This window comes from Allobosea thiooxidans (genome assembly GCF_900168195.1).
Lineage (GTDB): Bacteria > Pseudomonadota > Alphaproteobacteria > Rhizobiales > Beijerinckiaceae > Allobosea > Allobosea thiooxidans.
In genome coordinates this window covers 473,814-491,565 of record NZ_FUYX01000002.1, presented here as the reverse complement: position 1 = coordinate 491,565, position 17,752 = coordinate 473,814, and the positions used below count along the sequence as shown (strand labels likewise).

13 protein-coding genes are annotated in these 17,752 nt (G+C 67.1%); 7 read left to right on the top strand and 6 right to left on the bottom strand.

The features are described 5' to 3' along the window. Window positions 1–26: 26 nt before the first annotated feature. Window positions 27–725, bottom strand: a complete 699-nt coding sequence (locus B5Y19_RS05410; protein ID WP_055726766.1) for a Crp/Fnr family transcriptional regulator — start codon at window positions 723–725, stop codon at window positions 27–29. Between the two features lie 645 nt (window positions 726–1,370). On the opposite strand from B5Y19_RS05410, the gene B5Y19_RS05405 reads away from it, so the two are divergent. Genes B5Y19_RS05405 through B5Y19_RS05395 form a run of 3 tightly spaced genes read left to right on the top strand, consistent with a single transcriptional unit; the run spans window position 1,371 to window position 5,211 of the window. Beyond that, a complete protein-coding gene (locus tag B5Y19_RS05405; RefSeq protein ID WP_176168568.1) occupies window positions 1,371–3,122 on the top strand; it encodes an adenylate/guanylate cyclase domain-containing protein in 1,752 nt (583 codons plus the stop codon). Between the two features lie 51 nt (window positions 3,123–3,173). Next, window positions 3,174–4,175: a phosphatase PAP2 family protein gene (locus B5Y19_RS05400; protein ID WP_055726764.1), complete on the top strand. Its 1,002-nt coding sequence runs from the start codon at window positions 3,174–3,176 to the stop codon at window positions 4,173–4,175. A 10-nt stretch (window positions 4,176–4,185) separates the two neighbouring features. Continuing rightward, the gene (locus tag B5Y19_RS05395; RefSeq protein WP_079591188.1) at window positions 4,186–5,211 is read left to right on the top strand and encodes a G1 family glutamic endopeptidase; all 1,026 of its coding nucleotides are present in this window, start codon (window positions 4,186–4,188) and stop codon (window positions 5,209–5,211) included. A gap of 17 nt (window positions 5,212–5,228) precedes the next feature. Here the strand turns inward: B5Y19_RS05395 and B5Y19_RS05390 are convergent, their stop codons facing one another. Further along, window positions 5,229–8,240, bottom strand: a complete 3,012-nt coding sequence (locus B5Y19_RS05390; protein ID WP_176168567.1) for a cyclic nucleotide-binding domain-containing protein — start codon at window positions 8,238–8,240, stop codon at window positions 5,229–5,231. A gap of 471 nt (window positions 8,241–8,711) precedes the next feature. Between B5Y19_RS05390 and B5Y19_RS05385 the strand changes: the two genes are divergently transcribed. Then, window positions 8,712–10,151, top strand: a complete 1,440-nt coding sequence (locus B5Y19_RS05385; RefSeq protein ID WP_079591186.1) for an FAD-binding oxidoreductase — start codon at window positions 8,712–8,714, stop codon at window positions 10,149–10,151. Window positions 10,152–10,203: 52 nt separating this feature from the next. Here B5Y19_RS05385 and B5Y19_RS05380 read toward each other — a convergent pair whose 3' ends face one another. Beyond that, on the bottom strand, window positions 10,204–11,154 hold the full coding sequence (locus B5Y19_RS05380; RefSeq protein ID WP_055726760.1) for a LysR substrate-binding domain-containing protein: 951 nt from the start codon (window positions 11,152–11,154) through the stop codon (window positions 10,204–10,206). Window positions 11,155–11,272: 118 nt separating this feature from the next. Between B5Y19_RS05380 and B5Y19_RS05375 the strand changes: the two genes are divergently transcribed. Beyond that, window positions 11,273–12,109 (top strand): carbon-nitrogen hydrolase family protein, encoded by an 837-nt coding sequence (locus B5Y19_RS05375; RefSeq protein WP_079591184.1) that lies wholly within the window; start codon window positions 11,273–11,275, stop codon window positions 12,107–12,109. Window positions 12,110–12,178: 69 nt separating this feature from the next. Further along, on the top strand, window positions 12,179–13,519 hold the full coding sequence (locus B5Y19_RS05370) for an MFS transporter (RefSeq protein ID WP_055726758.1): 1,341 nt from the start codon (window positions 12,179–12,181) through the stop codon (window positions 13,517–13,519). A 79-nt stretch (window positions 13,520–13,598) separates the two neighbouring features. Here the strand turns inward: B5Y19_RS05370 and B5Y19_RS05365 are convergent, their stop codons facing one another. The 3 genes from B5Y19_RS05365 to B5Y19_RS05355 form a co-directional block, all read right to left on the bottom strand. Next, window positions 13,599–13,904 (bottom strand): hypothetical protein, encoded by a 306-nt coding sequence (locus B5Y19_RS05365; protein ID WP_139384269.1) that lies wholly within the window; start codon window positions 13,902–13,904, stop codon window positions 13,599–13,601. A 168-nt stretch (window positions 13,905–14,072) separates the two neighbouring features. After that, window positions 14,073–15,041 carry a polysaccharide deacetylase family protein gene (locus tag B5Y19_RS05360; RefSeq protein WP_176168566.1) on the bottom strand — a complete coding sequence of 323 codons (969 nt, stop codon included), beginning with the start codon at window positions 15,039–15,041 and terminating at the stop codon, window positions 14,073–14,075. Then, window positions 15,034–16,281 (bottom strand): glycosyltransferase family 4 protein, encoded by a 1,248-nt coding sequence (locus B5Y19_RS05355; RefSeq protein WP_055726755.1) that lies wholly within the window; start codon window positions 16,279–16,281, stop codon window positions 15,034–15,036. The genes B5Y19_RS05360 and B5Y19_RS05355 overlap by 8 nt, the downstream gene beginning before the upstream one ends. Window positions 16,282–16,440: 159 nt before the next feature. On the opposite strand from B5Y19_RS05355, the gene B5Y19_RS05350 reads away from it, so the two are divergent. Beyond that, entirely contained in the window at window positions 16,441–17,751 is a 1,311-nt protein-coding gene (locus tag B5Y19_RS05350; RefSeq protein WP_176168565.1) for a lipopolysaccharide biosynthesis protein, read from the top strand. The last annotated feature ends 1 nt before the right edge of the window (window position 17,752 follow it).

The window sequence follows — 17,752 nt, the reverse complement described above, 5'->3', positions numbered from 1 at the left end:
CAGGCAGCCCGGAGAGCCAGTGAAAGCTACCGCGTACGCGGTCCCAGCGTCGCGATCCCCGTCAGGCGACGAAAGTCGTCGATATCGTGGATCTCCAGTCGCTTGCGCCCGAGTACGAGAACGCCGGCACGCTTCCACCTCTGGAGCTGGCGGTTCACCGTCTCGCGCGTGACGCCGGCGAGTGATGCGAGCTCCTCCTGCGAAGCGCGCACCACCATCCCGTAATCGACGGCAAGCATGAGGATGCGCCGCGCCAGCCTTGTCTCGGCCGGCAGGAACGCACTCTCCTCCATGCGGTCGATCGCATCGCGCAGCCGGCCGCACAGAAGCTCGATCACATGCAATGCGATCGCAGGCTCGCTCGAAAGCAGGTGCAGGAAGTCCCGGCGCGGCAGGAAGAACATGTCCGTGTCCTCCAGCGCCACCGCATCCGCCGTCCGGAAACGGCCGTCGAGGAGCGCGATCTCGCCGAAGACGTCGCCGCCTCCGAGCACGTTCATCGTCAACTGCTGGCCGAGATCGTCGGTCGTGCCGATGCGGATCAGCCCGCGCCGGATGGCGTAGAGCCCGTTGCTCGGGTCCCCTTTCAGGAACAGCACCTCCCGCGCCGCCAGATGCTGCTGCCGGCAGATCGCAGCGATCCTGTCGAGGGTGCCTTGCGCGAACCCGGCGAAGAACGGGTTTGCCGAGAGAAGGCTCGCGATCCGGCGAGGGTCATCGCTCATCCTGTGGCCTCGACATCCGGTGTTGTCAGGCAGCCCGAGCTTATGTGATCCGGCGCACAGAACCTGAAGCGGAAAGGGCGGAGAAACTCGTCCCCATCGCCCGCCACGACCGCCATCGGCGGCAATGGCGGGGGCCGACGGGGACGGGAGTTTCGCCGTGCAGCACGCTCAGAGCCGCGATCACACGCCGTTGAACCTATCACCTTTGGAGACACCGGGCGACCGCGCAGGGAGCGCCGGAAATGGCGCAGCCCCGCCCCCGGGACCGCCATCGCGCGCAATCCCGGTCCTGCGTCGCTGGCTGGCATGGACCGGCAGCGCCCACCGGACATGGGACCCGGAGCCCCTCGACGACCATACGCTGAGCGATATCGGGCTGACGCGGATCGACATCCTCTATCGGGATTAGCGTAGCGCCACGGCGCTGGCCGCCGGCCGACGAGGCGGGGGCACGGTCCCCCGCGAGCCGGAAATTCGCGCGCATGCCGTTCCCGGCATTTCCCTAACGGAACCCAGATGCCGAAACCGGGCGCTTTGAGGTGGACCGGACAAGGCTGCCATGCCAGCATTCCGTCGAGGCTGACGCATTGCTGGCTATCCGGATCGGTGCGGACCGGTTCCGGATCCGAGAGCTTCGTCGCGACGATGAAACGCCATCTGGCCGCCATCCTTTCTGCCGACGTGGTCGGCTACATGCGTCTGAGCGAGGCGGCCGAGGAGGATACGCATCATCGCCTGATGCGGCTGCGCGCCGACCTGATCGAGCCCTGCGTCGGCGAGCATGGCGGGCGTATCGTCAAGAACACGGGCGACGGATTCCTGGCGACCTTCGACGGCGCCCCGGCCGCTTCCCGCTGTGCGCTGTCGCTCCAGCGTGCCCTCGCCGCCGCGACGGCCGATCAGCCCATCGCCCTGCGCATCGCGTTCCGCATGGGGATCCACCTCGCCGACGTCATCTTCGACGGCGGCGACATCTACGGCGACGGCGTCAATGTCGCTGCCCGGCTGCAATCCTATGCCGAGCAAGGGGGAGTGATCGTATCGGAAGCGGTCTTCGCGCGGGTCGATGAAGCGACGCGATCGCTTGCCTCCGACATGGGCGAGATCTTCCTGCGCAACCACAAGCAGCCGGTGCGCGCCTTCGCCCTTCGGTCAGAAGCAGGCTCGGCTCCTCGAAAGATCGGCGAAAGCCCCGCCGGCATGGATGCGAGGGCATCGATCGCCGTCCTGCCTTTCCGCATGAACGGTTCCGGGCTCCATAAGAGCACCATGGCCGACGGCGTCGTCGACTCGATCATCCAGTCGCTGTCGGGGCTCAAGGAGCTGTTCGTCATCTCGCGCGGCTCCACCCTGGAATATGGCCGGCGGCGTATCGACCCGGTTGCTGTCGGGCGCAAGCTCGGCGTCCGCTACGTGATGGACGGCACCGTCGCGCTGTCCGACAGGCGCGTCCGCATCAGCACCGAGCTCATCGCCAACGAAAACGGCGCCGTGCTCAGCGCCGATCACTATGACGGCAAGGTCGGCGAACTCTTCGACCTGCAGGATCGGATCTCGCTGAAGCTCGTCAAGACCATCGCGCCCCATGTGCGCGAGCATGAGCTGCAGCGCGCCCTTCGGCAGCATCCGCAGAACATGACCGCCTATGACCTGCTGCTCCAGGCGCTCGACCTCCTCTACAAGATGGACAGCGACAGCTTTGCCCGCGCGCGCGGGCTCTTGCAGCAGGCGATGGCGCTGGACCCGTCCTATGCGCCGCCTTTCACCTATACGGCGCTCTGGCATGTTTTCCGCGTCGGCGAGTTCGGATCGCCCGATCCGGAGGGAGACGCGCAGGTCGCGGCCGAACGCGCGCGGGCCGCCATCGAACACGACGGCAACGATGCACTGGCTCTCGCGATCTATGGCCACGTTCAGGCGTTTTTCCTGCGCGACATGGTCACGGCCCAGCGCTTTCTCGATCGTGCGATCGAGGCCGGGCCGAGCGTGGCAATGGCCTGGACGATGAGCAGCGCCACGCGCGGCTTCATCGGCGATGGTCCGCTTGCGGTCCTGCACGCCGAGGCCGGGCAACGCCTGGCCCCGGCCGATCCCTATCGCTTCTTTCACGAGGGCATCCTTGCCCAGGCCCATTACGTCAATGGTGACTACGACCAGGCCGTCGGCTGGGCGCGCAGCGCCGTTGCCCACAACCCCTCGATCCGATTTACGCTGCGGATCCTCGTCGCCAGCCTGATGGCTGCGGGCCGGCTGACGGAAGCTACAAACGCGGTCGATCGCCTTCTGCTGGTCCAGCCGGATTTTCGGCTGGCCATCTATGCGCCACGCTGTCCGTTCCTGCCGCCCATTCTGGGGCAATGGCTCGGGCATCTGCGAAGGGCGGGCCTGCCTGACTGAACCTTTGGCCTAACGACTTTGCCGCAACAGCAACCGTTCGGGGTCCGAGCCATGACCGGCAATACAGGAAATACGGGAAACACCGGCAATACCGGCAACGCTGGAAGCGCCGGCGTCGGCAGCGACGGTACGAGCTGGCTGCTCGCGGAGAGAGCGGATTTTCCGTTCTCGATGGAGGCGGCGACCAGCGGGGAGCGGATCCGGGATCTGCGCAGGGTCGTTCACATCCTCCAGGACCCCAACGGCGGTCCCGAAAAGACGGTCCTGTTCTTGAACGCCGGCACCGGCGGAAAATCGGTCGCGTTCGCCGACCGCAACTGGGCCGCGCGCTGGTATGCCTTTCGCGTTCTCGCGGAATTCGCGGCGACCGACTGGAACACCGTGACGCTGCATGACAGCCTGGCGGATATCCTGCTCGATCTGAACACGGCCTATGGCGGCGAGACGAAACAAGCACTGGAGATCAAGAACCTCCTGGTGGCCGCCCGCGACGAGCGCGCTGCGGCGCTGGGCGAGATCCTGACGCAGGATGCCGAATTCATCACGGCCTTCATGGAGGCCTTGGCCATGGCCCCGGGATCGCATCCGCAGACCTTCCGGGTCCTGCATATCGCCAGCCTGCTGGCCTCCTACACCGCGCTTTACTACAAGCATGTCTTCCAGCGGCCGCGCCCGTCCTGGGAATGCCCTGCCCTGCTGCCGCCCATCCCGGTTCCTGGGCATGCGGCCTATCCCAGCGGCCATGCCACCCAGGCCCATCTCATGGCGGCCTGCATCGAGCATGTGCTGGACATCGTGACGCCGGCGCTGCCGCAAGCCGAGAAGATCGCGGTAGCCGAGACCCTCAAGGCGCTCGCGCGACGGGTGGCTCGCAATCGGGAGATCGCCGGGCTGCACTATCCCAGCGATTCGATGGCCGGCGAAACCTTGGCGACGACGGTCTTCGCGACGCTGTCCGAGCACACGGGCACCGGGCAGAGCGAGAGCGACTACACGCTCAAGGCCTTCGGCGCGGCGGCAACCGCGGCAGCCGCCGAATGGAAGCCGGTCTAGGAGGTCGGCGATGGTCAGGAATCCCATGGGCGAGACCGCCGGGGCGCTGTCGCAGGATTCGGCAATCAAGCTCCTCCCCATGCCGCTGGAGCCTTTCGATCCCGCTGTGGCCTCCGACGACGATCTGGAGTGGTTCGGCCTGCCGACACCGATGGAGTACGGGACGAACCCGGCGGCGGCGGCGTTTCGCCGGAACTTCCTTCGGAAGCGCGATGACGCGCCTGCGCTGCGCTTCCTTCCGGCGCTGGTCCCGCCCGCCCCCACCATGATGGAGCTCGTCCTGGCGGTCGCCGCACCACAGACACGGCCAGCGCAGAAAAGCCTGAACTGGTCGGGCGGCTACGTCATGCCGCGCGACGGGCGCAGCCTGGTCTCGGTCATGGCGAGCTGGACGGTGCCCAGCGTGTCCGCTCCAGCCGACGGCAGCGCGTCGGAATTTCAAAGCTCGACCTGGATCGGTCTCGACGGCCAGAAATTCTATCCCGATTCATCACTCCCACAGATCGGCACAAGGCAGAGGTGGCTCGCGCGACCGCCCGCGAAGGCCGAATATTCGGCCTGGTTTCAATGGTGGGCACGGGGGCTCGACCTCCCGGTGCTGGATCTGGCGCTGCCCGTGGCGGCCGGCGACCAGATCAGTGCCATCCTGACCGTGCTCGACGAAAGGACGGTGCGCTGCAATCTGAAGAACGCCAGCCAGGGCATCGTCTTGCAGGCCTTCGATGCGCGCGCGCCTGCCGGTCTGCTGGTCAGTGGTGCCACCGCGGAATGGATCATGGAACGGCCCAGCCCGATGGGAACCGACGGATGGGAGTCCTATGAGCTGCCGGCCTATACCGACTTTGCCTTCAGCTCCTGCCTGGCCGAATCCGCCGCGCCGGAGAGCCCTGCGCGGCGGGAGCATGATCTCGAAAGCGTGCGGCTGCTGCGCATGTACGAGATCGACCGGAAACCGGCGAGCCTCCGCACCATCTCAAGCGCTCACCGCGACCTCGGCCCGCCGCAACGGCTGGAGATGCGCTACGTCGCTCCGTGAGCGGCCCGCCGCAGTCGTCACAAGTCTCGGGCAGCGCCGGCCGAGCTGGGCAGGCTCGTCGCCGCCGCATTGTCGCGCAGGCGCTTGATCATCAGCCGCGTGACCGAGAGCGCCATTTGCGGGAACTCGGCGAGCAAGGCCAGGAAGACCTCCTTGCGCAGCTTGAGGGCGACGATATCGGAGGTCGCGACGACAGTGGCCGAGCGGGGATCGTCCATAACGAGGCCCATCTCGCCGATGATGGCATTCTCGGCGACGCTCCATCCGCGGACGGAGCCATCCTCGCCGATCGCGATCACCACATCGGCCGTGCCCGAGAGCAGGACATAGGCTGCGTCCGCCTCGTCCCCGCGCCGGAACAATACCTCGCCCTCGGCGAAGGTCGTGCGCTCGCCGGTGAAGGCGAGGAGCCTCAGCCGTGCGGCATCGAGCCCGTTGAAGATCGGCACGCGCCGCAAGGCCTGGATTTCGCCGCTGCCGGTCGCCGCCGGCCCCTCAGCCCCGGCCTCGATGACCGGCCGCTCGGCCTGGCCGGATGCGACCTCCGCGACGGATCGCAGGGCCGCCAGCCTCGCCCCGTCGAACCTGACGTGAAGATCGAAGCCGTCGGCGAGATCGCGCTCCGCGACGATCAGGCTTCGCCCGGCCATCGCCGCCCGGACGCGGGTCAATATCTGTCGCGCCTCGCTCTGGCTGAACGCGCCGAAGGCATTATTGAGGATGAGCAGTTGCGGTTGCTTGATGAGGCAGCGCGCCAGCGCGATCTGCGCCTTCATGGCCGGGAAGAGCAGCCGCCCGCTATAACCGGCAGGCCGCTCGAGGCCCAGCCGGTAGACGTTACCGTCCAGCTCGAGCTCCGCCAGCGTATCGTGGAGAACCTCGTCGGCCGTGCCCTGCGCCGCCAGTCCGAACAGGAGATTGTCCCGCAGCGGGGCCGCGGCGCAGTAGCGCTGCGGGTCGTAGAAGGCGATGGCGTGCGCCAGCCCGGCGGAGGCGCGGTCGCGAAAGGCGGTACGGGCCGCGAGAAGGCGGGCCTCGACCGCCGCGTCCAGCAAGCCGAGACGATGCCGCGGTTCGCTGTAGAGAAACGCCAGCCCGATCAGTCGCATGCGATCGGCTTCGCTGCCCGTTCCGGCCTCCATCCGCCCCAGCGCCTCGCGATAGTGCTGGAAATCCTCGGCCGCGATGAAGGAATACTGCTCGAAGAGAACATGGCCGGGGGCGAGATCACGGAAGATGTCCAGCATCGTCGCGGCGATGCGGCGCCCGATCCCGCACAGCACATCCGTCAGGGCCAGCTCGTCCAGAATCTCGCGGGTCAGGGCATTTTCGGCGAGCTTCGCACCGATCAATCCAGGCTCGGTCGGGACTCCGAACAGGATGTTCTCGCCGATCGTCGCATTGCGCGTGTAGCGCGCGGGGTCGTAGGGCTCGATCGCGGCCTCGGCCCCGCGTTCGGCGAGCCTGCGGCGAATGAGGGTACGGATGTCCGAAATGCGGGCCACCAGCTCGCCCGGGATCTCGGAGCCCGGCCTGGCGGCAAGTCCGAAGCGGAAGACCGCTTCGGCGAGGCCGACGATCCTCAGCGCCTCGATCAGCTTGACGTCGAGTGCTGCCTCGCCGTCTGCCTGCGCCCGGCGATAATCGATCGCCCAGCCGGCCGGAGCTGATGCGTCCGCAGGTGCCCTGCGCAGGCTGTAGAGGATGTTGTCCCGCAGGCTCCCGTCGAGAATGACGGGCTCCGGGCCGAGATAGGCGATCTCCTTGCCGCGAATGCCCGTCGACAACGCCGAGAGAGGCCGGCCGGCAATCGTCACGAGGCCGCTGCTGGCATGAAGGCCCCCGCCCAGGACCTGCGCCAGAATGCCCGCGCCTTCGCTTGCTCCGCCCGACAATGCGATATGCCGTTGCAGCGGCAGCGAGGCCGAAACCCGGTCCAGAACATGCTCCCCGGCCGGGTTCGTGACGGTCAGGTCCTGCGCCACGATCATGCCCGCGGCAGGCAGGCTGGCCGCATCGCCGTCTCCGCCAGGCGTGCCTGCTCCGGGATTGCCGTCCAGGCCAAAATGCTCGGCGACCTGCTGGAACTTGGCCTCGACGTCCAGCCGCTGCTGGTCCCAGTCGATCAATTCCTTCACCGGCGTCGGCAGATCGCGATAGGCCGCGATGACAGCGACCAGCTGGCCAAGGTCGAGACGGCCGGCGAGGGCGAAATAGCCACCGACGGCGTAGAACAGGAACGGGGTCATCTGCGCCAGCAGATTGTTCAGCGCCTTGACCGCGAATTTCCGCGCATAGAGCCGATAGCGAATGCCGAAGAGCAGCTCCAGCCGCTGCGCGATCAGGCCCTTCTCCACCGCGGCCGTGCCGTGATTGGCGACCTCCGCCAGGGTTTCGACCACCTCGCCGATCTTTCCGGCGAAGGCCCGCGAAGCGATCTGGCGCTGCCGCGCCAGGCGGATCTGCTCCCGCCGCAGGCGGGGGATGAGGATCCCCTGGATCAGGATCATCCCCCCTGCGATCAGGCCAAGCGCGAGATTCTGGGCGAAGATGAAGACGAGCGCGGTCAGCGCCTGGCCGGTTAGGAAGATCGGCTGAACGAAGGCGTCCCCGACGAAACCGCCGACCGGCTCGACCTCGTCCTTGATGATCGTCGCCGCCTCGGAAGGCTTGATCCGCTGGAGCGCCTCCGGCTTGAAATGCAGCACCGCCGAGAACAGATCGAGGCGCAGGCGCTGCAGCAGGCGCTCGCCCAAGGCCCCCTTGCGCATGTTGATGAGGTATTTGAACCCGCCGTTGATCAGGACGAACAGCAGGAAGAGCCCCGACAGCGCGAAGAGATAGGACAGCCTGTCGAGCCAGATTCCGTCGAACAGCGTCCGGGGACCACCCAGCGATTGCGGCAGGTTCAGCGTGAGGTGAAAGAGCTTCGCCGTCTCCTGCCCGCCCGCGAATGCCCGCCCCTGCAGCGCGTCGGCGATGATGTATCGCGGCAGATCGAGCGAGAAATAGTAGAAAGGCAAAGACAATAGCGCAATGCAGATGATCTTTATCTGCTCAAGCCAGCTATTTTTCCAAATATAACTGAACAATCCGACCATTTGCGCTGCCGCGAATGAACGTGCGGATGGCAATGACACGCATCGAAAGCTTGCGACGCCCCGTTTCGGACTCCACTTGCAGGCGATGGCAACCGAAACAGGGCGTGAAGGAACCGGATGGCCCGGCAAGCCGGGCGAGGCATAGGCCATGCAAGGCGCGCGCGGCCCGGCCGGGGTCGCGCCTTTCCACGATATCAGATCCGGCAGGTTCCTGTCAGCGCGCACGTCGACCCGGACAAGCCGTGGCGAAGTTTCCGCGGCGCCCGATGCACAAGTCGCGGGGGCTTTCAGCGCATGGAAGTCCCTGTGTGATCCGCATCACGGAGCGGGGCGAGGATCGGGCGCAGATTTCCGGCTGCCGGGGGGCGGCACACAACCATGCCTTCGGGAGGAACCACCATGCCTGCGCACAGCCTCACGACACTGGCAGCCGGACGGCGGACCATCGATCCCTCGGCCATCGAGGCGCTTGCCTCGCAAATCCGCGGCAGCATCCTCGATGCGAACGACGAAGCCTATGATGACGCACGTGCGATCTGGAACGGGATGATCGATCGCCGGCCCGGGCTGATCATACGGTGCATGGCTGCCGCGGATGTCGCGGCCGCGGTCCGGTTTGCGCGCGACAACGGGCTGCTCGTCTCGGTGCGCGGCGGCGGGCACGGCATCGCCGGAAACGCGGTCTGCGACGGCGGCCTGATGATCGATCTGTCGCAGATGAAGGCGGTCCGCGTCGAGGCGGCGGCGCAGCGCGCCTGGGTCGAGCCCGGCGCGACGCTCGCCGATGTCGACGCAGCGACACAGGCTTTCGGATTGATGGTGCCGACCGGCATCAATTCGACGACCGGTATCGCCGGGCTGACCCTGGGCGGCGGCTTCGGCTGGACCACGCGGAAATTCGGCCTGACCCTGGACAACCTGTCGTCGGTCGAGATCGTCACGGCCGACGGCGAGTTGAGGCGAGCCAGCGCGACGCAGGAGCCCGATCTGTTCTGGGCGCTGCGCGGCGGCGGTGGCAATTTCGGGGTGGTGACGGCGTTCGAATTCCGGCTGCAGAAGCTCGGTCCGCAAGTCCTGTCGGGGCTTGTCGTGCATCCGTTCAGCGAGGCCGGGAAGGTCCTTAAGGAATATCGCGCAGCGCTCGAAGGCTCCCCCGACGAGCTGACCTGCTGGGCCGTAATGCGCAAGGCTCCGCCTTTGCCGTTCCTCCCTGCGGAATGGCATGGCAAGGAAGTGCTGGTCCTGGCCACGTGCTATTGCGGGGACATCGCCGAAGGCGAGAAGGCGACGAAGCGGCTGCGCTCGATCGGAACGCCGATCGCCGACGTGGTCGGCCCGACGCCGTTCACGGCATGGCAACAGGCTTTCGACCCGCTCCTCGCGGCCGGCGCTCGCAACTACTGGAAGAGCCACGACTTCATCGATCTCTCGGATGCGGCGATCGAACTCCTGGTGGGCGCGGTCGGCCATCTGCCGGGGCCCGAATGCGAGATCTTCATCGCGCATGTCGGCGGAGCGGCAGGCCGGGTGCCCGCTGCCGCCACGGCGTTTCCGCAGCGCGCCTCCCATTTCGTCATGAATGTTCACGCACGCTGGCGCGAACCGAGCATGGACCAGAGCTGCATCCGCTGGGCCCGCGACCTCTTCAACGCCGCAAGGCCGCATTCCGCGGGCACGGCCTATATCAACTTCATGCCCGCCGACGAGGGAGATCGCGTCCAGGAGGCTTACGGCGCCAGCTATAGCCGCCTCGCCGGTCTGAAACGACGCTACGATCCGTCGAACCTCTTTCGGATGAATCAGAATGTCGCGCCGGCGGCGGATTCTGCTGCGGCGTGAGCCGAGGCAGGGGAAGCCCTGCAACGATCTATCTTGCGCGTCATCCCTATCGTCACGGCGACGGGGACGCCGCTCCCGCATCGCCTTTCGCAGCGTGGCTGCGCGTGAAGTCGATGAACGCCTTCAACAGCGGCGTGGCCCTGGCCGCGTTCCAGGCAATGCTGACGTCGAAGGTCGCATGCTCGTCGGCGACCGGAACCGCCGCAATGTCGGGCAGCAGCGTCGGCCCGATCGCTGCCCCGTAGAGGGTCACGCCCTTGCGCAGCGAGACGAGTTGCAGCAGCAGCGGCACATCATCCGCTTCCTCGACGACTCTGGGCAGATAGCCCGCCGACAGGCAGGCATGGTTCACCAGGGAACGAAAGCTGTGCCAGCGCCGCATCGTGCCGATCACGAAAGGGCGCTCCGACAGCTCCGACAGGGCGATCGAAGCCCGGCCCGCGAGAGGATCATGCTTCGAGACGAGAACGACGAAGCGCTCCCGCGCGACGACGATGTGGGACAATGGCGACTTGCATGCCGCCGAGAGCAGGAAGCCGACATCGAGCCGGCCGCTTTCGAGCGCCGGAATCTGCTCCTGCGACGACATCAGGTTGAGATGGATGCGGGCGTTGGGCATGGCGGAGCGGAAGCCGACCACGATCTCGGCCATCGGCCCATGGACGGCCTGGGCCGAATAGGCGAGCGACAATTCGCCGGCTTCGCCGGCCGCAGCCTGGGCTGCGTGGCGCAGGGCCACCGCCAGGCGCTCCAGCGCTTCCGCGCTGCCGCTGCGCAGCGCCGCGCCCGCCTCGGTCAGGACGACCTTCCGCGTCGTCCGTTCGAACACGGGGAAGCCGAGCTCGCGCTCCAGTTGCCGGATCGCCCGGCTGATCGCCGGCTGCGCCACGTTCAGGCGCTGCGCGGCCTCCCGAAAGCTGAGGCAATCCGCGACGGCGAGGAAATACCGCAGGCGAGCCAGGTCGGGCAGATGGCCGACTGATAACGATTCAGCATCAATCATGACAGAATTGATCTTGGACAGGACGCGCCCGCCCCTGTCAAATCCGGCTTCCAATACGGTGCGACGCTTGCGCCGCATTGTGCCTGCCGCGCAAAGGCAGGGTCAGCCGAGGAAGAACATGGCGCCTGTCAGCCCGGATCCGAACGATGTCGTCATTGCGGTGGCCCAGATGGTGGGCGGGCCCGACATCGGCGCCAATCTGGAAGCGATCGCGCGCCTGACTGCGGAAGCAGCCTCCCGCGGAGCCAGGCTCGTCGTCTTCCCCGAGGCGGCGATGTTCGACTTTACCGCCTCCGCCGAGGCGATTGCCGCAGTCGCCCGCAGCGAGGGCATCCGCTTCGAAGCCGCCCTGCGAGATCTGGCGATCGAGCACGACGTCGCCATCGTGGCGGGCCTCTACGGCGAAGGCCAGGGCCGGCTCGCAACCAACACCATGGTGGCCTGGAGCCCGGAGGGCACGGTTCTCGGCCGCTACGAGAAGCTGCATCTCTACGACGCGTTCCATTACCGCGAATCGGAGAAGAACCAGACGGCGCCGCTGCAGCCGGATTTCGGGGAGCTGACGCTGTTCGAGCTCGACGGCCTGCGCTTCGGCTTGATGAACTGCTACGATATCCGCTTCCCGGAAATGTCGCGGCTGCTGGTCGACCGCGGCGCCGATGTGCTGCTCGTCGCCTCCGGCTGGGTGAGCGGTCCGCTCAAGGAACTGCATTGGCAGACCCTGCTGCAGGCCCGCGCCATCGAGAACACCTGCTTCGTCGCGGCCTCGTGCCAGCCTCCGCCGCTCTCCGTCGGGCACAGCATGATCATCGATCCCGCCGGCCTGCCCACCGCGCTCGTCGCGGCCGAGCAGGGGCTCGCCATAGCCCGCATCTCCCGCGCGCGCCTGCTCGAGGTGCGTCGGACCCTACCCTGCCTGGAGCACCGCCGCTACGCGATCGTCCAGAAGACCTGAAGGATCAGCCCACCACCACAAGGGCGGCGTGGGCGGTTCCGGACAAGAAGAATGCATGGAGGAAATCCGATGACTGCCCACTCCAGCACCGCTGTCGGCGCTCCCTCCGCCGCTGCGGAGAAGAGCAGCCTGCGCCGGGTGCTGACCTCGGCCGCGCTCGGCCAGTTCGTCGAATGGTATGACTTCGTCGTCTACGCCTACTCGGCGGCGATCATCGCGCGCCTGTTCTTCCCGAATTCGGATCCGACGGCCGCGCTCCTCTCGACATTCGCCATCTATGCCGTCGGCTTCGTCATGCGCCCCCTCGGCGGCTTCGTCTTCGGCAGCCTCGGCGACCGGATCGGGCGCCGGCGCGTCCTTTCCCTCGTGATCCTGATGATGGGCGGGGCGACGGTCGCCATCGGCCTCCTGCCGACCTATGCGCAGATCGGGATCATGGCGCCGGTGCTGCTCGTGATCTGCCGGCTGATCCAGGGCCTTTCGGCCGCGGGCGAAACCGTCGGCTCCAACTCCTTCGTCGCCGAACATGCCCCCGGCGAGAAGCGCGGTCTCTATGTCGCCTTCACCTATTCCTTCGCCAACCTGCCTCCGATCGCGGCTGCGCTGCTCGTGCTGCTGCTGACCAATGTCCTGACCGCCGACGCCTACGCATCCTGGGGCTGGCGCATCCCGTTCCTGATCGGCGGCCCGCTCGCGCTCATCGGCCTCTACATCCGCCACCAGGTCGACGAATCCCCAGCCTTCAAGGCCACCCAGGCGGCGAAGCGCGTCGCCACCTCGCCGATCGCGGAGGCCATGCGCGACCAGAAGAAGCAGATGGGCTACAGCTTCGCGCTCGCCGCCTTCTCGAGCCTCGGCTTCTACACGCTGGCCGGCTATTTCGTGAGCTATCTGACGGCGACGGTCGGGCTCGGTTCCAACGCCGCGCTGATCTCGAACAGCGTCGCCTTGTCCCTCGCCTTCGTCATGATGATCGTCGGCGGCGGCCTGTCGGATCGCTATGGCCGCAAGCCGATCCTGATCCTCGGCCTCGTCGTCAACGCGCTGGCGTGCATTCCGGCCTATCTCATCGCCGCGCAGGGCACGCTCGCCTCCGCGATCATCGGACAGGGCTTGCTCGCCATCGGCTGCGGCCTGTTCTGGGGACCGGTCGGCATCGCCCTGCTCGAACTCTTCCCGACGCGCACGCGCTTCAGCGCCTCGGCCATCAGCTACAACCTCGCCTACACGATCTTCGGAGGCACCGCGCCCTTCCTCGGGACCTGGCTCATCCTCCAGACCGGCAGCAAGATCGCGCCTGCCATCTACATGGCAGCGGTCTCCGTGCTGGTCTTCCTCGTCGTGCTGACGATCCCCGAAACCTCGCGCCGTTCGCTCGTGCACAGGGAAGACATCCAGACATCGAGCTGATCTCGGCCGGCGCCGGCTTACCCGCCGGCCCGGCGCGCGGTCGTCGACGCGACCCGGCCTTGGACGCCGAAGGCTGCCGTCAGCCGAGCTTCAGCCTGTCGAGGAGTTGCTTCCATAACGAGCGGGAGACCGGCTGCGCGCCGCGCGCCAGGCGACCATGATAGTCGTTGGCGATCATCGCGTAATCGGCGAGGAAGCCTTGGAGGCGCGCCTTCTTGTCGGACAGCGCCGTGGCCTCCCTGCCGCCATTGCCCGCCTTTACCAGCTCCGCGTCGAGAAGGGCGATCTCGTTCTCGACCGCGGCGATGACGGCATCCGTGGTCCGGCGGTCGAAGCTCGGGCCGGGAACGCCGTTGCCGGGCGACATCTCCTTACGGTCAGACATGGTATCGGCTCCCGGCCTGGCAATGTGACGATCGGTCGACCGAAACCCGTGAGGCATGTTTCCCCCATGCTTTCCGACCCTCGCGGCCGGCGCAGGCGATCGATGCGCCGACGGCTGAGAGCCTTCTTATGCAGAACGGCCCATTCAGCGCGTCACTAACCGATATCATCAGGCTTGGAAGGACATATGCCGGGCGAAGGCAGCCGCATCCCAATCGCCCACATAATAACGCGGCAGGGCCAGCATCGGTTCGGCCGGCCCGATCCGTCGTTTCTCCGCCGTCACCGCGATGGCGATTCCCGCAGCCGCCGCGGCCTCCATCACCGCGGCGTCATAATGTCCGTAGGGATAGGCGAAACCCGTCGGGGGCTCCCCGGTGAGCGTCGTGCAGGCGCGGCTGCTTTCCGCGATTTCGGCCCGTTGCTCGGCGGCAGGCAGGGTCGGCAGTGAAGGGTGGCTGACGGTATGAGCCCCGATCTCGAACATCCCCTTGCTGTACCAGGCCTGCACCTCCTCCGGCCTCATCAGGCGATCCTCGTCTCGGTCCTCGCGCGCGCCCCAGATCTGGCGGACGAGATCGTCGACGACGGCGTCACGTTCCCGCGATGGCAGCGGCCGCACCATCTCCGAGACCTGGCCATAGGCCCGCATCCGGGAGCCCCGGTCGGCGGCGTCGAGCGCGATGCTTTGCCGGCGGCCCTGCCGCGCCACCGTCACCTCCGGCGGCAGCGCCGGGGAAACGAGGAAGAGCCGGCCGACCAGATCCCACCACATGTTGGCTCCGGTGCCGATCGCGCCGGTCGCAAGGAAGACCGTGGCGGGGCAATCCAGCCGGGCAAGGGCAGGTCGGCCTTGATGCAGGACATCGGCATAGCCGTCGTCGAAGGTGACCGCCGCCGTCCCCGCGACCGAAAGCCCCTGCGCCATGCGTTCCTTCAGCCAGCTCAGCGGTACCACCGTGCGGTTCCGCTTCAGCACTGCGATCTGCTCGGCCAGCTTGCCGGCCGTCACGGCCAGATGCTCCGGGTCGCAGCCGGGGGCGCCGACACGGTGATACATCAGGATGATGCAGCCATCCCGCGGCGCGAGCGCGCGCCTGAGGGCATTGGAGGCGCGCTTGAGCAATCCATCAGGCATGGGCCGAATCCCCAGCGACGGCCGTACCCCGCTCTGCGAGGACGACGTGGTATGCATCCTCGATGCGGGCGATCACCGCGGACGCCCGGAACTGCCGGGCCCGGCTGGCGCTGCCCTCGGACAGGCGCTGGCGCAGCCCGGCATCGCCGATGACTTCCGCCAGGGCGGCGGCAAGTGCCCCCGCGTCTCCGGGCGGCACCAGCAGCCCCGACACGCCCGGCTCGATCAGATCGGTGTTCCCGCCGATCTGCGAGGCGATCACCGGCTTGGCGAAGGTCATCGCCTCGATGATCACGGTGGCGCAGGCCTCGCGCAGCACCGAAGGCACGACCCCGACGAGGCAGCGCTGCCAGGCTGCCAGGACGTCGTCATGCGGCCAGCTCTCGAACAGCGACACGCCGGGCGGCAGTTCCTGCGGCGTGTCGGGCAGCCTGCGCCCGATCAGCACCAGCGGCGGCGGCCGCTCCAGGGTGCGGTAGGCGTCGAGCAGCGTCCCCACCCCCTTCAGCAGCATCAGGTCGCCGACGAACAGGATGAACGGCTCCTTCGGCAGAAGCGCGATCCGCTCGCTGGCGCCCGCCAGCGCCTCGAGCACGTCCGGCACGAAGTTCGGGATCACCGTGTGGGGCACGCCCTCGAGGCCATTGTCCCGGGCCACCGCCTGGCTGACGGCGATGAAGAGGTCGATCGCGGCACGCTCGAAGGGCCGCATCGCCACCAGCCCGCCATAGGTCACCATCCCCTTCAGCGCGCCGTAATGGTCGATCGCGCAGGGAAGGCAGGTGCCGAAAGACGGCCCGGCGCAGGCGGCGCCGGACCGCATGAGGTTCTTCTTGGCGCAGACCAGGCTGTAGTCGTGCAGGGTCAGGACGAGCGGAATCCGCGAGGTGAGTTTCAGCGGCAGGCAGGCATGGACCATCCAGTTATGGGCATGGATGACATCCGGTTTCGTCTCCCTCACCAGCCGCCTCATGCCGAGGACCAGCTCCGGGTCGGGAAAGGGCGGGGCATGCATCCGCTGTCGGTCGGCATGGAGCCCCGGCACGCGCTGGATCATGGCGCGCAGACGCCGGATCCTCACGCCGCCACCCCTCTCATCCTCGGGCAGGTCCGCTCCCGCCAGCGTCGCCACCGTGACTTCGTGCCCGCGAGCCGCGAGCCCATGGGCGAGGTTCCTGACATGCCGCTCCTCGCCGCCGATGACGGGAGGATAGAATTGCGTGGCCAGGAGGACGCGCATGGTTGCTCCCGTTGTATCGTCCCGACCGCCGATCCCGGTCGAGAATCGTAGCGAAAAAACTTATCACATCATGACTTCAACTGTTCACATAAAAGTTTAAACTGCCAGATGCGCCTGCGATGGGCAATGGCGCGAGAATGCGTCGGAGGCGGTGCTATCGTGTCTCTACGTCAACGCCTGCGCGAGAACCTGACTTCCGATCTTTTCTCGCATGGATACGTGCTGGTCGCGAACCAGATCCTCTCATCCGGCCTCGGCCTGTTATATTGGGCGATCGCCGCGCGCCTTCTCCTGCCCGCAGAGATCGGCCTCGCCTCTTCCACAATCTCCGGCATCGTGCTGCTGGGCATGGTCGCCGAACTGGGGATCACGGTCGCCCTGACGCGCTACACGGCGCAGGTCGGCCGCTCCTTCCGTCGCTTCGTTGCAACCTGCTACGCGCTCAACATCGGTGCCGGCATCCTGGTCTGGAGCGTTTTGACCGCGACCGGGCTGATCGATTTCATGATCCCCGAGCTCAACGGAAACCACCTCCTAGTTCTTGCCGCCATCATCTGCTCGACGCTCTTCTACGTTCAGGACGGGGTTCTGGCCGCCAGGCGGCGAACCTGGCTCATCCTCGTCGAGAACCTCGCCTACAACCTCGCCAAGCTCGCCCTGCTCATCGCCCTGGCGCGGATGGGGGTTGGCCATGCGGTCGTGCTGTCCTGGTTCGCGCCGCTGCCGTTCTTCCTCGTCGCGATCGGCCTGATCGTCTTCAGCCGCAGGCTGCACGCCCGGTCGATCGAAAGCCATGATCGCGACAGCACGGCCGATTACCGCCAGGTCGTCTCCGTCGTCGGCTTCGACTATCTCGGCGGCCTCCTCAACGAGGCCTCGGTGCGTCTCCTGCCGCTGATCGTCCTCAACCTGCTCGGCGCCGCCGAGGCCGCCTTCTTCTTTCAGGGCTGGCTGATCGCCAACACCATCCGCCTGGCCTCGTCGAGCTTCGTCACGTCCTTCGTCGTCACCGTCGCCGCAGCGCCGGACAAGCTCCTGCCCTATGCGCGCCGCGCGCTCGCGCTCGTGGTGCTGCTCGTCGCCGTTGCGGCCGCAGCGCTCATCCTCGCCGCGCCGCTGCTGCTCGCGCTCCTCGGCAAGGACTATGTCGAGAACAGCATCACGATCCTGCGACTGCTGGCCGTCTCGTCGATCCCTGCCGCTGTCAACATCTGGTTCATCGCCCTCGCCCGGCTGCGCAACTGGGGGCGCTCGATCACGATCAACTACGCCATCCAGGGCAGCCTCACGATCGGCCTGACGCTGGTCCTCGCCCCCTGGCTCGGCCTGAGCGGCGTTGGCCTCGCCTGCATCTTCGGCCAGATCGGAGCCATGCTCCAGACGCTCAGTGCGGTCGCGCAGGTGCTCGCCGGCCCGGCCGAACCACATGTCGGGCCGGTGCCGCAGCTGCGCGAGGCCGACGGCAGCTGAC

Coding starts and splice junctions, on each gene's coding strand:
- B5Y19_RS05410 (WP_055726766.1), bottom strand. CDS start 725: ATGAGCGATGACCCTCGCCGGATCGCGAGCCTTCTCTCGGCAAACCCG.
- B5Y19_RS05405 (WP_176168568.1), top strand. CDS start 1,371: ATGAAACGCCATCTGGCCGCCATCCTTTCTGCCGACGTGGTCGGCTAC.
- B5Y19_RS05400 (WP_055726764.1), top strand. CDS start 3,174: ATGACCGGCAATACAGGAAATACGGGAAACACCGGCAATACCGGCAAC.
- B5Y19_RS05395 (WP_079591188.1), top strand. CDS start 4,186: ATGGTCAGGAATCCCATGGGCGAGACCGCCGGGGCGCTGTCGCAGGAT.
- B5Y19_RS05385 (WP_079591186.1), top strand. CDS start 8,712: ATGCCTGCGCACAGCCTCACGACACTGGCAGCCGGACGGCGGACCATC.
- B5Y19_RS05380 (WP_055726760.1), bottom strand. CDS start 11,154: ATGATTGATGCTGAATCGTTATCAGTCGGCCATCTGCCCGACCTGGCT.
- B5Y19_RS05375 (WP_079591184.1), top strand. CDS start 11,273: ATGGCGCCTGTCAGCCCGGATCCGAACGATGTCGTCATTGCGGTGGCC.
- B5Y19_RS05370 (WP_055726758.1), top strand. CDS start 12,179: ATGACTGCCCACTCCAGCACCGCTGTCGGCGCTCCCTCCGCCGCTGCG.
- B5Y19_RS05365 (WP_139384269.1), bottom strand. CDS start 13,904: ATGTCTGACCGTAAGGAGATGTCGCCCGGCAACGGCGTTCCCGGCCCG.
- B5Y19_RS05360 (WP_176168566.1), bottom strand. CDS start 15,041: ATGCCTGATGGATTGCTCAAGCGCGCCTCCAATGCCCTCAGGCGCGCG.
- B5Y19_RS05355 (WP_055726755.1), bottom strand. CDS start 16,281: ATGCGCGTCCTCCTGGCCACGCAATTCTATCCTCCCGTCATCGGCGGC.